The organism is Pseudomonas sp. B22129 (genome assembly GCF_044218875.1).
Classification (GTDB): Bacteria; Pseudomonadota; Gammaproteobacteria; order Pseudomonadales; family Pseudomonadaceae; genus Aquipseudomonas.
The window spans coordinates 4,604,759-4,618,831 of the sequence record NZ_CP162592.1 but is presented as its reverse complement, the minus strand read 5'-3'; the positions used below and the strand labels follow the sequence as shown (position 1 = coordinate 4,618,831).

The following is a 14,073-nucleotide window of genomic DNA, read 5'->3' as shown; positions in this document are numbered from 1 at the left end:
GACGATGACCAGTGACAGTTTCGACTTGCCGGTCGCAGCGCTGGGGCCTGCTGAAAAAATTCTCAGAGAGATCGAGACTGCTGGATCAATGATCCTCGCAGTGAAGTACGGCGCGAAAGCTCATGGCTTTGTAATCGGCCTGACTTGCGCAGGCATGATTACTGAGGATCAAGCTGACACCGTTCAGACAAAATTCGATTGGGCCACGGAGCGGAAACTCAAAGAGTTGTCGCTGTTCGGCTAATCCAACTTAGTTTATCAACCAGCAGCTCTGCAGACGTCGCTACTCTGCGGCTTGCTCATGGCCGCGTAACCCACCCTACTCGCTGCATCCGGTAACGGAGGGCGACAGCTGTGTAAAATTGGCACTTTGGGATGTAGCTAGACCTTCACTGCGCTCTTGATAATCCAAACACCAACCAGAACAAACACTGCTGATTTAGCCACGGCGAACAGAGAGTCTCTTCCCGCAAATAACTCGAATGCCGAAAATAGTAGTGAGATCGTTCCTACTACCACCAAACCATAGCCAACCGGACGCACGTACTTGGGAAACATCTATTCATCTCCATGATAAAACAGAAATTGTAAATTTCCCCACCCAGTAACGCTATCAATCATTCCGCCTCCATCCGAAATCACGGAGGGCGGCGCCTGACTGGAGATAATCCATGGACGAGCATTTCTACCTGCAAGACAGTCGCAGCCACGCCTACGTCGGCGACGGGTTGTCGTTCTGGGGCTTTGGCGGATCTGGATATGTCACCGATCTGGCCAAGGCCCAGGTGTTCACCCGGGACGGCGCTTGCGATCACCGCGCCACTGACATCCCTTGGCCCAAGGCCTATGTCGACGCCAGGGCGCGCGTAGGTGTCGACTGCCAGTGTGTGACGTTGAGCGAAGCGCTTGACCAGCACCCAGACGCAGCCGAGTTCTACATCCAGAAGCCGAAGAGTTGGAACGGCAACAACCTGATTTGGCTTTGCGAGGATGGCGTGTTCACAAGCGACCTTTCCAAGGCTGTGGTGGTGCCGAGGGCCCACACCGTCACCTGGATCGGAAAGCTCGGGCAATCAGGCGCGGTGGTCTGGCCCAAGCCCTACATCGACGCCCACTCCCGGCGCCTTGTTGAGCGCGACGACGTGAATATCAAAGACGCCCTGCGCGGCACCGGCATCAAGCTGGCCAAGCCGAAGAAGCCAAAAATGATGATGTTCAATTGTGATGGCTGCGGCCGGTTCATCAGTGACGCGCAGCGCTATCGTGAGGACTGCCGGAACTGCGGGGCGAGCAACACGCCTTGATCCGGCTCCATGCCGGTCACCCGTAATACCCCATATCAACAAACTGTGCCAGCTGCGCACTATCGTGCCGATGGCTCCGGATACTCGTCGATATGTTTTCTGTAGGTCGCCAGATCAATGATCTGCCGCAGACAAATCACGACCTCAAGCTTCTGTTTATCATTTGGAAGACCTACCCGCTTGAGCATAGCGCGCGCGTCTTCTTCGATTGCCGCGAGCGCATCGATATCGCTTTGCAGTCTCATGTCGGCCTCCTGCCTGGACGAGCTAGACAAACACCAATTGCCCACAAATCTAAAGCACGTCCGTCGGCGAGGCATGCGTACAAAGAACACATGAGCCATCTAGATCTCTACAGCTTCAAGCAGATATCCATCCAGCGCCCTCATAAATCGGAAGTAATAGAAGCTTGCTTCTGCGTCTGACTTTGTCTGAAAGGCTTCCGCTTGAGCCGGAGTGGCACAACGATATCGAATGCCATCGCGATCGATAGCTTCACCATAAAATCTGTCGCCGCCGGGACTTGTAAGCACAACTACCCAGGCCATATCAGTTCCCCTAACGGGCCGAATGTCCGAAGTACATCAATACCCCCTTTAAACGAATCACGCCAGCCGGCGAGGCAGGCGCACGCTTGGAGATAACCCATGAGCACCTTTGCAGTGTTTGGAATGACCCTCGATGTCGCCATGGCCGAGGCCAGGAAGACAGTCAAAACAACCCGGCCAGACCCAAAGCGGCCGGGCCACAAGATCGAGCTTTCGGTTGATGACTGGCTGTTCAAAGTCGCCCAGAAGGCCGAACAGACCATGGGGGGGGGCAGGATAAAGCAGCTCAGCCCGCTCTTTGACGCGCCGCAGTACGCCGAGCAGTTCATTGAGCTGGCTCGAAAGGGTAGCCGGTGCCGCGATATGCAGATCCGGGCGAAGGCCGTACTGGTGGACGCCAAGGGCGAGCCGATCATCAACCCGAAGACGAAGGCGCCAAAGGTTGGGTTTTCGGGGTGGCCGTCGAAGCAGGTAGATCAGGCGGCTTAGAATTAATGGCACTACTGCTCGGCGCATTGAAAGCCAATATCAATGCAAAAATAGGGGCCGCAACGATTAGAGATAGCGAGATTCGTTTTAGCCACATGAACGCCGGCTCACCTCGTTTAACTCGACTCCACTCTGACTTTAAGATTTTTTGTGAGGTCGTCACCACATCTTCAACAGCTTTATCTATTTGCTCTTTCGTGGAGGAGGAGCCTTCTCCAAAAAGACCTAACGCAGCTAGAGTTTCGGAGTGCTCATCAGGATTTAAACGTAGCCGAATCTTAGTTATCAGTGATTGCATTTTTGCGAAGTCGTCGTGGCGCTCTAGTAAGTATGCGTTTGCATCGTCTCCACGGAGATGCTTAGCATTGGTCACGGCCGCCATCGCGCCAGTGATTCCCGCGAAGTCGGCAACATCTGTTCTGAGCCCATCAATCCACGCCTGTCTGAACTCTGACGTCTTCTGGTCTTTGGAGAGGACTGTGATAACGAACGAAATTATTCCGGCAACAAGCGCTGCCGCTAGGGGTCCAGGAACAGGCCAGATGGCCTCAAATATATTCATGCAAGTCTCCTTTTAAGTGAAGCATCGCACGACCAAATTAAAGTTTCACTAACTAAGAAGCTCTCCCTATGCCCACACTCCCCCGCACGGGCATGGCCCGGCAAAGACTCCCCGTGAAACGAATTTATCTCAGCGGGCCCATGAACGGCCTGCCCGGCCTCAACTTCGCCGCCTTCCACGCCATGACCACCAACTTGCGCGCCGGCGGCCACACCGTCACCAACCCCGCCGAGATCAACCCTGACGGCGGTACCTGGAACGACTGCATGCGCCGCGACATCGCCGCCCTGATGTACTGCGACACCGTGGCCACCCTGCCTGGCTGGGAGCATTCAAAAGGTGCCCGCCTGGAAGTCCTGATCGCCGAACGACTCGGCATGACGGTTGTGAATGCCCATGATCTGGTAACGCGGGAAGCTGCTATTTAACTTTGGTCGTTCGGCGGGATATTCGAAGAGTTTAGGAACGAACTCCAGCCCTCGAAGGCGTCGTGGTGTTTTTTTACAGCCTCGTCCCATTCCACCCCAGAGACTGTCTTCGAAACGACCATCATCATCATCATTTTGGTGGTGGCGGCATCAAGCTCAACCAGTAACTCGTGGGATCTAAATCTGAAATCGTCTAAGTCGGCCATAAAATCACCTTGCGACATGTCTAGCCGGAGATTCCGGGTTGTGCCCATTTCACTAATGACACGCCCCAAAAGTCGAAGGTTCATAGCGCAAGTGAGTTTCTTTTCGGCTTGCTTTGAGCACGCGCTATAAGCGGCTCTCTACCCTCCACCCTCCCCCTTCAAAGTCAGCCGCTATAGCGGCAAGGACGACAAATGCCTATCGAAAAAATCGAAAAGGAGGCCGACCTCTGCGCGCTGTTCATCCAAGAGTTCAACGCGCTGCCGGATTGGACCTGCTATCCAGAGGCTGGCAGCTTCGACGTTCTGGTGGTGAACACTGATGGGCGCCAAATCGGCGTCGAAGCAAAGATGACCCTCAACTCGAAGGTCGCTGACCAGATCCTGCCGAACGCCTATGAAGACCTGAACGAAAGGCCCGGGCCTGACTATCGCATTGTCATCGTGAGCAAGATCACCGACGCGAGCGCGGGCATCGTGAAGATGCTCGACAGGCTTGGGGTCACGGTAATGCAGCCCCGCTCTAGCTGGACAAGGGAGGGTGACAAGTACACGTTCGACCTTAGCGGGAGACTGCTGGAGGTCAGCGGACGCAAGCCGTTCTATGACCGCTACTTGTTCGACTGGAACCCAACTGAGCGGTGCCAGGTGCCGATCATGGTCACCAACCTACCAGCCGGTGTGCCTGCTCCGGTCCGGCTAACACCATGGAAGGAGTCGGCACTTAAGGTAATAGCCCAGCTTCGAAGCCAGGGCTTCATCACTTCAAAGCAGATAGCGGCGCATGGGATTGGGGTTTCAGCCTGGACGCAAGCCCCCGGCACCAAACCAGCCTGGCTCGCCAAAGGTGTCGTCCGTGGGACCTGGGTTGAAACAGAACACCTTCCCGCCTTCGACAAGCAGCACCCCGAGGTATACGCGCTCGCCGTCGATACGCTCAAAGCCACCTTTCCCCAGCTGGAGCTGACGCCATGATCGCCACCCTCTGGTTCGCCTACGTCTTCATCTATAAGGGGCCGAGGCCATGAAAAGGTTGTTCCGGCGGAAGGTCGAGGCATGGCTGATTCTGCTGTGCGCCTGGATCTTGAGCGGCCGCAACGTGCATCGCTCTCCCTTTGTATCCAGGCGCGACAACAACCAAATGTTTGAGATAGCCGGGGAACTCGAAGACATCGCCCAGCGTATCAGCAAGAACTACCCCTAACCCCAATCCCCTTACATGCCTGCCGTGAGCGGCGGGCTAAGCACGTAAGCATGTTTATCTGCGCAGGAACGAAGATCTGCCGGTACAAATAGTTCTGCGCCCAGGTGCGCGTTATAGCGCTTCGCTTTGGCGATGACTGGAATCACACAACATTTACTCGAGATCAATATGTGTCTTGTCGAAGAAAGAGACAAGCCACCCCCGGACTAATCAGGGAATGGCTTATTTTAGCGGGATTTTAAGTCGGAGAAGCGCTTTTAAAACTCAGTCGAGTAGAAGTCGAAAGCAGATCAAGCGAAGTTGACGTGTCTTGGAACACCTGCATACTTACCTGATCTCCCTTAGCCAAAGAAAGCTCAACCGTTAATCCAAGATAAGTATTATTCCCACCTCCGGTGGCATTCCTGGAGTCATTCATTACCTCTACTCCATTCACATTGACACGTAGCAATCTAGCCCCTATTGAATTAGCAGTAAAGTTGGCATTGGCCGTAACTGTGTATCTATTAGTAACGGGAGCAATGATATAAGTTGGTAGAGCTGGATTGTATAGGCCACTAGGGTCGAAAATTTCCGAGGTAAAAGCAACGTCAGCCAGTTTACCTGGAACAATTAACTGATCTGCACTCAAGCCAACGACGCAACTGAAGTACTCTTGCTGCGGAATGGCTTCGACATCATCTTGGAAGATATTTCCCTCAGCATGAAAATTGTAGGCGTTCATTTTATCAATGCCAAATTTAATATAAGGACGATTGATTGACGCGGAATACTCCCCATAGCCTTTAAAGCCAGACGAACGCACATTTAACTTTTGCTTACCAGCAACAGATGAGTCGAACGTAGCATAAACATTAGTGATAGTGAGGAAATCCTTACTCACTCGATTGAATGAGCAGGCTTCGATATTATGCACACAATGGTTAGGATTCAAAGTAGCATCAGGCGCATTACTTGCACTAACCCAAACATCAGCAATGCCACTGTTTTGCTCAAAGTAGACGCCATTAAGATTGGCGCCTACGCCACCTTGAACACCGCAATCTTGAAATAAAAGACCGAAGGAATCAGCGTCTCCGTGAATTCCGTTACCTTCAATATCTCCACCATAGAAATTAATGCATGAGCCTTTGACAAAGGCGGCACCGTACTTACTATTGCCCGCAATTTGGCAGCCAACGAAGTCAAGTCCATTAGGCGCCGTGCTATTGATAAGTCTAGGGCTGCGTTGCTCAGAAATAACGCCTCTATTATTCCAGTGAATAATGACTTTCTGGAATGAAGAGAAATCCGCATCTAGAAGCTGCAAACCCAAGTCCATTAAGGTAATTTCAATATCTTGCATCAAAACATGCTGACAAGTATCCTGAAAGAATCCAATAGATTCAGGCACAATAGATACAGGCGCGTCTTGACCCGTAATAGCAAAACCGGAAAACACTTGAAACATCTGTGATGGTATAGTTGCCTTGCTTGTTCCACCAGTAACTTTAATGCAAGCATCAGTGCCGGTAAATTTAAATCTGCACGTTTGAATACCGGCTCCGCGCATATCAATCTTACGCCTGTCGGAGTAACTAGTAGAATCACTAAAATCAAATTTTAGCGTTGACGTTATATGGTAGATACCAGAGGGGATACGAATTTCGACCCCTGCGGCTATCGCAGCATTAATGCAGTTTTGAAACGCGACTGTATCATCCGTCACACCGTCCCCGGTGCAGCCAAATTGGCGCGGGTTATAGTTAGGCAGAATCACATCAAGCGACTCTGGCGTTCCAGAGGTATCTAGCGCCTCAAGTCGACCTTGTTGTTCTTTTTGGGCAAGAATAAATGAATCCGTCATAGTAAATCTCCTGTAAAAACTGGATTGTTATTGCTGAGTGAAAAACGACTGTTGAGTTGAAGTAAAAGTATTGTGCCGTATCACGATAGTCTTTTGCATCACCTAACTTACCACTTCGATCTAACATTTGAAATCGAAGGGCTTACGTGCGTGCATATTCAGCTGCAAGGCAATGGCTTCCAACTGTTCTTGGCGGTGCACCAACAATTTTGTCACTCTGGGTAGGTGCTGGCGGATCGGCCCGTAAATATTCTTATTACAACTGCGCAGCCAGAGGCTTCGCGCGCTGCAGAAGTAAATCGTCCCTCGTAAACCTCAACCCCCTACATGCCTGCCGGTGAGCATCAAGGCTGTTTCTTGTTCTTCGCCAACCCGCAAACCATCAAAACCAAGCCTGGAATCCACAGGGCTGGCGCGGTGATCGCAATGCCGCAGATTACCAACGGGATCCCAGTCAAAAATAAAGGGTTTCTAAACGCCTTATCCATTTCGCGCCACCTGCAAGAATTTTTCTCATTAAAGCATAAGTGCCTGCCGGAAAGCGGTGGGCCACCTTCTGCCGCCCAGCGCGGCAAGGACACCCCATGTACTCAATAAAACTCACCCTGCTGATGCTGGGCGTCTTGCTGTACGTGTCAGCTACGGTCTGCTGGTTCTTCTGGCTCGGCCCGATGCTGCTCATGGACGGCGAGACAGCCGACATTCTCTACGCCTTTGCCGGCACCTGCGCCTGGCTGCTGGTCAGCTTCGGCATTGCCATTCACATCATCAAGACAGCGCGGCCCACGGCCAGCGGGAGGTAGGTATGGACGGAATTCAGTTCTTGTCGCACGAAGACGTCTGCACGCTCACCGGTGCCAGAACAAAAGCCGGCCAGGTTCAGGTTCTCAAGAGAAACGGCATTCGCCACACCATCAAACGCAGCGGCTGGCCTTGCGTCATCGCGTCCGCCCTCACCGGCGAGGCGGTTGCTGTATCAGCAGAGAAACCAAAGTGGCAGCCACGGCTGGTGAGTTAAATGGGAAGGAAACCAACAAACCCTGACAGCGTTACGCGCCTCAGGAAGCGCAAGCAGCGCAGCGGGATCATCTATTACTACTACGACATCGGCGGCTCTCCAAGGAAGGAAATCGCCCTGGGCAGCGACTATGGCCTGGCGATTGTCGAATACGCAAAGCTGGAAAAGAGCCGCACCTCGTCTGCCATGGTGCAGGCGGTGCTGACGTTTGCCTATGTCGCAAACATCTACATGGGCGAGGTGGTGCCCACCAAGAGCCCGGCAACACAGAAGGATAACGCCCGGGAGCTGAAGCAACTGCTGAAGTTCTTCGATGATCCGCCGGCGCCCTTGGAGGCGATTGAACCGCAGCACGTTGTGCAATATCTCCGCCAGCGGGGCAAGACAGCCCCAGTGCGGGCCAACCGGGAGAAGGCACTGCTCAGCGCCATCTGGAACTTTGCTCGAAGCAGTGGCTATACCGCCCTAGCCAACCCTTGCGCAGGCGTAAAAGGACACAAGGAGGCTGGCCGCGATCAGTACATTGAGGACGAGATGTTCGCCCTCGTCTATCAGCACGCCGAGCAACCATTGCGGGATGCACTGGACCTGTTCTACCTGACCGGACAGAGAATCGCCGACACCCTGAAAATGGATGAACGAGACATCCGCGACAACCGGCTGGCCGTCATACAGGGTAAAACAAATGCGAAAAGGAGGATTGAGATTACTGGACAGCTGAAGGTCGTGATTGATCGAATCCTGGCCAGAAAGGACGGGCACAAGATCCGAACAAGCAGGCTCATCGTTATGGATAACGGACAGCCAATGACCAAGAGCATGTTGCGTGGGAGGTTTGACGCGGCCCGAGAAGCGGCCGGTGTTGAGAAAGGAGATTTTCAGATGCGCGATCTGCGCGCTAAGGCGGGTACTGACAAGGCGGAATCGAGTGGGGACATTCTTCAGGCGCGCGACCAACTTGGGCACACCACGGTGGTCATGACCGAGAACTACATCAGGAAAAGGATCGGCAAAAAGGTCACGCCGACCAAGTGAATTCTGCACCGCAATCATTTTTAACCCCTTGAAAACAAAGGGCTGCAAAGGAGGTAAGGCCAGTGCATAGCGGTGCAGAATAATCGCTAACCTATTGATTTAATGTAAATACCTTGCGGACTTAAAATCCCCCGCTCGTAAGGGCGTGCCGGTTCGATTCCGGCTTCGGGCACCATACATATCAAAGGCCTGCATGAGTTATCTCATGCAGGCCTTTATTGTTTGCGCTTCGCAACGATCCTTCTTCCGGCGTTCTGCCAACCTCAAGTCTTTCCGAAAAACCACATCACAAATGCCACGGCGGTCACCCAGCCGAGCGTCAGCAGAAATGACAGTCCCGCAAGCCGCTTGTCCATGTCGCTCCGTTGATAGTTTCAATGACCGCACTACGATCACTCACGTGCAAGCGTAGTTCAGTCGCTTGAGTCTTTCTCGGCAGGGCGTACGGATTTATCTCCCTAACCCGCTCAACCCGATACTTCAGTTTTGCTTCAGTCAGGCATTAATAGATTCCAATCAAACTTTATTTTATAGATGTTTCTAGTCATGTATCTTCAACCTCCCATGGGCGACTCACCCGCCGCCTGCTCCATGTCGAGGTTTAGCGATGAAATTCACTCATATTCTGAGCGCCAGCGGCGAGTCTGTGCCCGCGCTTATCGATGCAGACAAACAACAATACTGGCCGCTGCGAAACCTGGCCGCGCCGTTTTCCGGCAGCCTGCAGCACTTGATTGCCGAGTGGGATGAACTCAAGGCCGGGCTTGCCGTACACGGCGAAGGCACTTCGCTTGAAGGGGTGACGATCCTGGCGCCGCTGGCGCCTGAGCGAAACATCTTCTGCGTCGGCAAGAACTATCACGCTCACGCCGCTGAATTCAGCAAATCCGGCTTCGATCACAGTGCCAAGGACGGGGAAATCGCTCCGGAATTTCCGGTGATTTTCACCAAAACCCCGCAAACCGTGATTGGCCACCAGGCCCCGATTCCGCTGCACGCCAAGGTCACCCGCCAGCTGGACTATGAAGCGGAACTGGGCGTGATCATTGGCAAGGGCGGCAAGGGTATTTCCCGCGAAGACGCCTACGCTCACGTGTGGGGCTACACCGTCATCAATGACATGACCGCCCGCGACCTGCAGAAAGACCACCGCCAGTGGTTCCTCGGCAAATCCCTCGACGGGTTCTGCCCGATGGGGCCGTGGATGGTCAGCGCCGATGAATTCAACCCACAGGACGCCACGATCGAATGCTGGGTGAACGGCGAGCTGCGCCAGCAAGCCAATGTCAAAGACCTGATTTTCGATATTCCCGCACTGATCGAATGCCTGTCTGCGGGGATCGAGCTCAAGCCGGGTGATGTCATCAGCACGGGCACGCCCGTCGGCGTCGGCATCGGGTTCACCCCGCCACGCTTTTTGCAGGCTGGCGACAGCGTGCGTATCACGATTGAAGGAATCGGCACCCTGGAAAACCAGGTTGCACAGCAATAACCACTCACCTCACCACAGAGAAAACGCAATGAGCTTAAAAGACAAGATTATCGGCCAACTGGGCTTCGGCACCGCGCCATTGGGCAACATGTTCCGCACCCTGGACGAAGATGAGGCCGCCGCAACCGTTGCCGCCGCGTGGGATCAGGGCATCCGCTTCTTTGATACCGCGCCGTTGTACGGCGCCGGCCTGTCCGAGACCCGGCTGGGCAAAGCCCTGGCCCATCATCCTCGGGATGCCTATACGCTTTCCACCAAGGTCGGTCGCCTGGTCTCCGATGAACTCAACGCCACACCAGGCTCGGGGCCGTTCAGCCAAGGCAACCCGAATAAAATGCTCAGCGACTACAGCGCCGATGCCACCTTGCGCTCCATCGAAAGCAGCCTGCAACGCCTGGGCACCGACCGCCTGGACATCGTGTTCGTGCACGACGTGGCCCAGGACACCCACGGTGATGAGTGGATCGAACACTTCGCCATCGCCCGCAAAGGCGCGTTCAAGGCACTGACACGCCTGAAGGAAGAAGGCGTGATCAAGGCCTGGGGCCTGGGTGTGAACCGTGTTGAACCCTGCGAACTGTTGCTGGATCTGGAAGAATTTCAGCCAGACGGGTTCCTGCTCGCCGGTCGCTACACGCTGCTCGATCACGAGCAACCGCTGCAACGCCTGTTCAACAAAGCCCAGGCCCAAGGCGCCGAGTTTGTCGCCGGCGGCCCGTACAGCTCCGGCGTACTGGTGGGCGGGAAACATTTCGAGTACCAACCGGCCTCTGCTGCGATGCTCGACAAGGTCGCGAAAATCCACGCGCTCGCACAACTGCATCACGTCGATATCAAGGCCGCGGCCCTGCAATTTGCACTGGCCAACCCGCTGGTAGCCGCCGTCATCCCCGGCGCCAGCCGCCCTTCGCGCATCACCGAAGACACGCAGGCGATCAAGGCCATCATTCCTGCGGCGTTCTGGCAGGCCATGAAGGCCCAAGGGTTTATCGCCGCCAGCGCGCCCACGCCGGACAGCCACTGATATGCCGGCGTTCATCGTATTCACCAAAGAAAAGACGCTGGATCAGGCCCACCTGGACCGCTACCAAAGCCAGGTCGGCGACACCTTTAACGGCTACCCTGTCAAGCTGGTGGTCAAAGCTGCGCCACAGGCTTTGGAAGGTGCGCAGGCAGAAGGCGTTGTGATTCTGGAGTTTCCCACCACCGCAGCAGCCCGCGCCTGGTACGACAGCCCGGCGTATCAGGCCGCTGCCGCACACCGTTTCAAAGGTGCGACTTACAGCGTCGCCCTGATTGAAGGCAACAGCGACTCACCCAACGTTTCGGAGAGCCACCATGCACGCGCATAACACTGCGATTGTCTTGATCGAATACCAGAACGACTTCACCACCGAAGGCGGCGTGTTCCACGACGCCGTCAAAGGCGTGATGCAAACGTCCAACATGCTGGCCAACACCGCCGCTACCCTGGAACAGGCGCGCAAGCTCGGCGTGACGATCATTCACATGCCGATCCACTTTGCCGAGGGCTACCCCGAGCTGACCACCCGTTCCTACGGCATCCTCAAAGGCGTGGCCGACGGCAACGCGTTCCGCGCCGGATCCTGGGGCGCCGAAATCACCGACGCCCTGCCCCGTGGCCCGGGCGACATCGTGATCGAGGGCAAACGCGGGCTCGACGCATTCGCCAGCACCGGCCTGGACCTGGTGCTACGCAACAACGGCATCCAGAACCTGGTGGTGGCAGGCTTCCTGACCAACTGCTGCGTCGAAGGCACGGTTCGCTCAGGCTACGAAAAAGGCTACGACGTGGTCACCCTGACCGACTGCACGGCCACCTTCAGCGATGAACAGCAACACGCTGCCGAAAACTTCACGCTGCCGATGTTTTCCCAAACGCTGAAACACACGCAGTTTCTTGAAGCCTTGAACGCAGCCCAATAAAAAAGGGGCGACTCAGCCATGAGTCGCCCCTTTTCCATGCGTCATGTCACTCGGTGGGCGCGTACTGCATTTCACCATTACCAAACGACCAGTCTTCACGCTTCACATCAACCAGGCTGATCCACACGTCTTCCTTGCGCAGCCCGGTCTTGGCGTGGATGCCGTCGGCGATGAATTTGTAAAACGCCTTTTTCACCTCAATGCTGCGCCCGGCGTTCCAGGTCACCTGAATGAACACAATCTTCGGCGTGTAATTGATGCCGAGGTAGCCAGCCGCCGGGTACACCAATTCGTCTTTGGCATGACGGTTGATAATCTGGAATTTGTCGTGCTCGGGCACGTTGGCCACCGCGGTCATGGCGTTGTACACCACGTCGCCGATGGCGGCAGCGGTTTCAACGGACGTGTCGGCAGAGAGGTCGATTCGAACTAAAGGCATGGCAAAAATCCTTGACGGGTCAGTGGCCATCCACATCGGCGGCCGGTGGTATTACGCTAGTCTCGACGCAACGATTCATCAAGCGCATAATTTTCGAAAAGATGATGAGTATTACGCATGCTATTTCAAGACTTGAAAGCCTTTGTCACGGTTATCGAAAGCGCCTCGCTGACCAAAGCCGCGCACACGTTGTGCCTGACCCAATCGGCCGTGTCTCGGCGTATTCAGCATCTTGAAGAAACCCTGGGCGAAGCCTTGTTCGACCGTACCACGCGCCCGCCTGTACCCACTGCCATGGGCCATCGCATCTATGAAAAAGCCGTGGAACTGCTCAGAGACGCCGAACACCTGCTGAGTATCCCCAAGGAAAACGCCACGCCCAGCGGAAGGTTCCGGCTGGGCTTGACTCAGATCGTCGCAGACGCCGTGGTGTTTGACGTGGTGACGCGGATGCGCGAACAGCTGCCCAACCTTGAGCTGCAGGTCATCACCGACTGGAGCACTGAACTTGAGCGGCTGATGCTGCTGGGAGAACTCGACGCGGCGACCCTGATGCTGCCGGCCGCCAACAGCCCGCCCACCGCCCTGGCGGCTCAGTTGATCACCACGCTCGACATTCTCGTGGTGCAGAGCAAGCGCAACCCATTGGTCAGCACGCCCGCCGCGATCAACAGCCTCGCCGCGTCCGAATGGGTGCTCAACCCCAAGGGTTGCGGGTATCGGGCGGCGCTTGAGGCGGCGATGGGCGGCCAGGGGCAAGCGCTGAAACTCGCCGTGGACACCCACGGCGCCTCGGTGCAAATGCGCATGGTGGCGGCGGGTATGGGCCTTGGGTTGATCCCGGCGAAATTGCTGCCGGGCATCGCCTACGCCGATGAGTTGGCCATCGTCGACATCAGCGATTTCCAGCTGAAAATGGGCGTGTGGCTCACGCACTCACGCCAGCCGGGCAACCTGCGCCTGGCCAATGAGCTATTGGCCGCAGGCATTGCCGAGGGCTTGCGCTGATCACGCCGTCCCTTCGCGCCGCTGTTGGCGCTCCAGCACATAGCCGGCACTCGGTTCACTGACCAGCTCACCCCGGCGCAACAGCTCGCCACAATGCTCGCACAGCGGCCCCAAGCCTGCCGGTTGGCCGCAGAGCGTGTGGGTGTAGTTGACCGCCCGCTCCTCGCCTTCGGCTTTGCACCAGGTCTCGCCCCACGCCCGCAGCGCCAGCACGACCGAGTAGAACCCCTCGCCCTTCTCGGTCAAAAAATACTCGTAACGCAGCGGCCGTTCACTGTAAGGCCGGCGCGCAACCATCCCGTCTGCCTCCAGGCTTTTGAGGCGTGCGGCAATCATCTGCGGCGTGCCACCGCTCTGGGTCTGGATTTCGTCGAACCGATGGTTGCCCATAAACAGTTCGCGCAGGACCAGCACGGTCCAACTGCTGCCCACAATTTCCTCGGCGCGGGAAATCGGGCACAGGGTGTCAGGCGCAGTTTTCTTCTTCAACGACATACGGACGTTGCCTCACGAACGCTACTATGATTAACATAGCATAATGCGGCACGGT

21 protein-coding genes are annotated in these 14,073 nt (G+C 55.5%); 15 read left to right on the top strand and 6 right to left on the bottom strand.

Features of this window, described 5'->3' with window-relative positions:
* Window positions 1–4: 4 nt before the first annotated feature.
* Both AB4P94_RS21360 and AB4P94_RS21355 read left to right on the top strand, forming a co-directional pair.
* Complete coding sequence (locus tag AB4P94_RS21360; protein WP_395607316.1) at window positions 5–244, top strand: hypothetical protein; 240 nt, start codon at window positions 5–7, stop codon at window positions 242–244.
* 427 nt (window positions 245–671) lie between these two features.
* The gene (locus AB4P94_RS21355; RefSeq protein WP_395607315.1) at window positions 672–1,304 is read left to right on the top strand and encodes a hypothetical protein; all 633 of its coding nucleotides are present in this window, start codon (window positions 672–674) and stop codon (window positions 1,302–1,304) included.
* Window positions 1,305–1,363: 59 nt separating this feature from the next.
* Here AB4P94_RS21355 and AB4P94_RS21350 read toward each other — a convergent pair whose 3' ends face one another.
* Window positions 1,364–1,549 carry a hypothetical protein gene (locus AB4P94_RS21350; RefSeq protein ID WP_395607314.1) on the bottom strand — a complete coding sequence of 62 codons (186 nt, stop codon included), beginning with the start codon at window positions 1,547–1,549 and terminating at the stop codon, window positions 1,364–1,366.
* Window positions 1,550–1,951: 402 nt separating this feature from the next.
* Here AB4P94_RS21350 and AB4P94_RS21345 point away from each other — a divergent pair, with 402 nt between their 5' ends.
* The gene (locus AB4P94_RS21345) at window positions 1,952–2,341 is read left to right on the top strand and encodes a hypothetical protein (RefSeq protein ID WP_395607313.1); all 390 of its coding nucleotides are present in this window, start codon (window positions 1,952–1,954) and stop codon (window positions 2,339–2,341) included.
* Here the strand turns inward: AB4P94_RS21345 and AB4P94_RS21340 are convergent.
* Window positions 2,268–2,903, bottom strand: a complete 636-nt coding sequence (locus AB4P94_RS21340; protein WP_395607312.1) for a hypothetical protein — start codon at window positions 2,901–2,903, stop codon at window positions 2,268–2,270. The two genes, AB4P94_RS21345 and AB4P94_RS21340, sit on opposite strands and share 74 nt — an antisense overlap.
* A gap of 113 nt (window positions 2,904–3,016) precedes the next feature.
* Here AB4P94_RS21340 and AB4P94_RS21335 point away from each other — a divergent pair, with 113 nt between their 5' ends.
* Window positions 3,017–3,331 carry a DUF4406 domain-containing protein gene (locus AB4P94_RS21335; protein ID WP_395607311.1) on the top strand — a complete coding sequence of 105 codons (315 nt, stop codon included), beginning with the start codon at window positions 3,017–3,019 and terminating at the stop codon, window positions 3,329–3,331.
* Here the strand turns inward: AB4P94_RS21335 and AB4P94_RS21330 are convergent.
* Complete coding sequence (locus AB4P94_RS21330) at window positions 3,328–3,537, bottom strand: hypothetical protein (protein ID WP_395607310.1); 210 nt, start codon at window positions 3,535–3,537, stop codon at window positions 3,328–3,330. The two genes, AB4P94_RS21335 and AB4P94_RS21330, sit on opposite strands and share 4 nt — an antisense overlap.
* Before the next feature lie 192 nt (window positions 3,538–3,729).
* Between AB4P94_RS21330 and AB4P94_RS21325 the strand changes: the two genes are divergently transcribed.
* Window positions 3,730–4,509 (top strand): hypothetical protein, encoded by a 780-nt coding sequence (locus AB4P94_RS21325; RefSeq protein WP_395607309.1) that lies wholly within the window; start codon window positions 3,730–3,732, stop codon window positions 4,507–4,509.
* Window positions 4,510–4,558: 49 nt separating this feature from the next.
* Window positions 4,559–4,738, top strand: coding sequence for a hypothetical protein (locus tag AB4P94_RS21320; RefSeq protein ID WP_177071731.1), 180 nt, complete (start codon window positions 4,559–4,561; stop codon window positions 4,736–4,738).
* A 238-nt stretch (window positions 4,739–4,976) separates the two neighbouring features.
* Here the strand turns inward: AB4P94_RS21320 and AB4P94_RS21315 are convergent, their stop codons facing one another.
* Window positions 4,977–6,584: a glycosyl hydrolase family 28-related protein gene (locus AB4P94_RS21315; protein ID WP_395607308.1), complete on the bottom strand. Its 1,608-nt coding sequence runs from the start codon at window positions 6,582–6,584 to the stop codon at window positions 4,977–4,979.
* Window positions 6,585–6,941: 357 nt separating this feature from the next.
* Here AB4P94_RS21315 and AB4P94_RS21310 point away from each other — a divergent pair, with 357 nt between their 5' ends.
* The 8 genes from AB4P94_RS21310 to AB4P94_RS21275 all read left to right on the top strand — a co-directional run bounded on the left by AB4P94_RS21310 (window position 6,942) and on the right by AB4P94_RS21275 (window position 12,076).
* Window positions 6,942–7,181 (top strand): hypothetical protein, encoded by a 240-nt coding sequence (locus AB4P94_RS21310; RefSeq protein WP_395607307.1) that lies wholly within the window; start codon window positions 6,942–6,944, stop codon window positions 7,179–7,181.
* Window positions 7,169–7,387 (top strand): hypothetical protein, encoded by a 219-nt coding sequence (locus AB4P94_RS21305; RefSeq protein ID WP_395607306.1) that lies wholly within the window; start codon window positions 7,169–7,171, stop codon window positions 7,385–7,387. The genes AB4P94_RS21310 and AB4P94_RS21305 overlap by 13 nt, the downstream gene beginning before the upstream one ends.
* A 2-nt stretch (window positions 7,388–7,389) precedes the next feature.
* On the top strand, window positions 7,390–7,602 hold the full coding sequence (locus tag AB4P94_RS21300) for a DUF4224 domain-containing protein (RefSeq protein ID WP_395607305.1): 213 nt from the start codon (window positions 7,390–7,392) through the stop codon (window positions 7,600–7,602).
* Window positions 7,603–8,637 (top strand): tyrosine recombinase XerC, encoded by a 1,035-nt coding sequence (gene xerC / locus AB4P94_RS21295; RefSeq protein WP_395607304.1) that lies wholly within the window; start codon window positions 7,603–7,605, stop codon window positions 8,635–8,637. It begins immediately after the preceding gene.
* Window positions 8,638–9,244: 607 nt separating this feature from the next.
* Window positions 9,245–10,129 carry a fumarylacetoacetate hydrolase family protein gene (locus AB4P94_RS21290; protein ID WP_395607303.1) on the top strand — a complete coding sequence of 295 codons (885 nt, stop codon included), beginning with the start codon at window positions 9,245–9,247 and terminating at the stop codon, window positions 10,127–10,129.
* 28 nt (window positions 10,130–10,157) lie between these two features.
* Window positions 10,158–11,153, top strand: coding sequence for an aldo/keto reductase (locus tag AB4P94_RS21285; protein WP_395607302.1), 996 nt, complete (start codon window positions 10,158–10,160; stop codon window positions 11,151–11,153).
* A gap of 1 nt (window position 11,154) precedes the next feature.
* The gene (locus AB4P94_RS21280) at window positions 11,155–11,481 is read left to right on the top strand and encodes a DUF1330 domain-containing protein (protein WP_395607301.1); all 327 of its coding nucleotides are present in this window, start codon (window positions 11,155–11,157) and stop codon (window positions 11,479–11,481) included.
* Window positions 11,468–12,076, top strand: coding sequence for a cysteine hydrolase family protein (locus tag AB4P94_RS21275; protein ID WP_395607300.1), 609 nt, complete (start codon window positions 11,468–11,470; stop codon window positions 12,074–12,076). Before AB4P94_RS21280 ends, AB4P94_RS21275 begins: the two co-directional genes overlap by 14 nt.
* A gap of 46 nt (window positions 12,077–12,122) precedes the next feature.
* Here AB4P94_RS21275 and AB4P94_RS21270 read toward each other — a convergent pair whose 3' ends face one another.
* Window positions 12,123–12,515, bottom strand: coding sequence for a tautomerase family protein (locus AB4P94_RS21270; protein WP_395607299.1), 393 nt, complete (start codon window positions 12,513–12,515; stop codon window positions 12,123–12,125).
* Between the two features lie 117 nt (window positions 12,516–12,632).
* On the opposite strand from AB4P94_RS21270, the gene AB4P94_RS21265 reads away from it, so the two are divergent.
* Entirely contained in the window at window positions 12,633–13,523 is an 891-nt protein-coding gene (locus AB4P94_RS21265) for a LysR family transcriptional regulator (RefSeq protein ID WP_395607298.1), read from the top strand.
* Here the strand turns inward: AB4P94_RS21265 and AB4P94_RS21260 are convergent, their stop codons facing one another.
* Window positions 13,524–14,018 carry a winged helix-turn-helix transcriptional regulator gene (locus AB4P94_RS21260; RefSeq protein ID WP_395607297.1) on the bottom strand — a complete coding sequence of 165 codons (495 nt, stop codon included), beginning with the start codon at window positions 14,016–14,018 and terminating at the stop codon, window positions 13,524–13,526.
* Window positions 14,019–14,073 lie beyond the last annotated feature (55 nt).

Coding starts and splice junctions, on each gene's coding strand:
- AB4P94_RS21360 (WP_395607316.1), top strand. CDS start 5: ATGACCAGTGACAGTTTCGACTTGCCGGTCGCAGCGCTGGGGCCTGCT.
- AB4P94_RS21355 (WP_395607315.1), top strand. CDS start 672: ATGGACGAGCATTTCTACCTGCAAGACAGTCGCAGCCACGCCTACGTC.
- AB4P94_RS21350 (WP_395607314.1), bottom strand. CDS start 1,549: ATGAGACTGCAAAGCGATATCGATGCGCTCGCGGCAATCGAAGAAGAC.
- AB4P94_RS21345 (WP_395607313.1), top strand. CDS start 1,952: ATGAGCACCTTTGCAGTGTTTGGAATGACCCTCGATGTCGCCATGGCC.
- AB4P94_RS21340 (WP_395607312.1), bottom strand. CDS start 2,903: ATGAATATATTTGAGGCCATCTGGCCTGTTCCTGGACCCCTAGCGGCA.
- AB4P94_RS21330 (WP_395607310.1), bottom strand. CDS start 3,537: ATGGCCGACTTAGACGATTTCAGATTTAGATCCCACGAGTTACTGGTT.
- AB4P94_RS21325 (WP_395607309.1), top strand. CDS start 3,730: ATGCCTATCGAAAAAATCGAAAAGGAGGCCGACCTCTGCGCGCTGTTC.
- AB4P94_RS21320 (WP_177071731.1), top strand. CDS start 4,559: ATGAAAAGGTTGTTCCGGCGGAAGGTCGAGGCATGGCTGATTCTGCTG.
- AB4P94_RS21315 (WP_395607308.1), bottom strand. CDS start 6,584: ATGACGGATTCATTTATTCTTGCCCAAAAAGAACAACAAGGTCGACTT.
- AB4P94_RS21305 (WP_395607306.1), top strand. CDS start 7,169: ATGTACTCAATAAAACTCACCCTGCTGATGCTGGGCGTCTTGCTGTAC.
- AB4P94_RS21300 (WP_395607305.1), top strand. CDS start 7,390: ATGGACGGAATTCAGTTCTTGTCGCACGAAGACGTCTGCACGCTCACC.
- xerC (WP_395607304.1), top strand. CDS start 7,603: ATGGGAAGGAAACCAACAAACCCTGACAGCGTTACGCGCCTCAGGAAG.
- AB4P94_RS21290 (WP_395607303.1), top strand. CDS start 9,245: ATGAAATTCACTCATATTCTGAGCGCCAGCGGCGAGTCTGTGCCCGCG.
- AB4P94_RS21285 (WP_395607302.1), top strand. CDS start 10,158: ATGAGCTTAAAAGACAAGATTATCGGCCAACTGGGCTTCGGCACCGCG.
- AB4P94_RS21280 (WP_395607301.1), top strand. CDS start 11,155: ATGCCGGCGTTCATCGTATTCACCAAAGAAAAGACGCTGGATCAGGCC.
- AB4P94_RS21275 (WP_395607300.1), top strand. CDS start 11,468: ATGCACGCGCATAACACTGCGATTGTCTTGATCGAATACCAGAACGAC.
- AB4P94_RS21270 (WP_395607299.1), bottom strand. CDS start 12,515: ATGCCTTTAGTTCGAATCGACCTCTCTGCCGACACGTCCGTTGAAACC.
- AB4P94_RS21265 (WP_395607298.1), top strand. CDS start 12,633: ATGCTATTTCAAGACTTGAAAGCCTTTGTCACGGTTATCGAAAGCGCC.
- AB4P94_RS21260 (WP_395607297.1), bottom strand. CDS start 14,018: ATGTCGTTGAAGAAGAAAACTGCGCCTGACACCCTGTGCCCGATTTCC.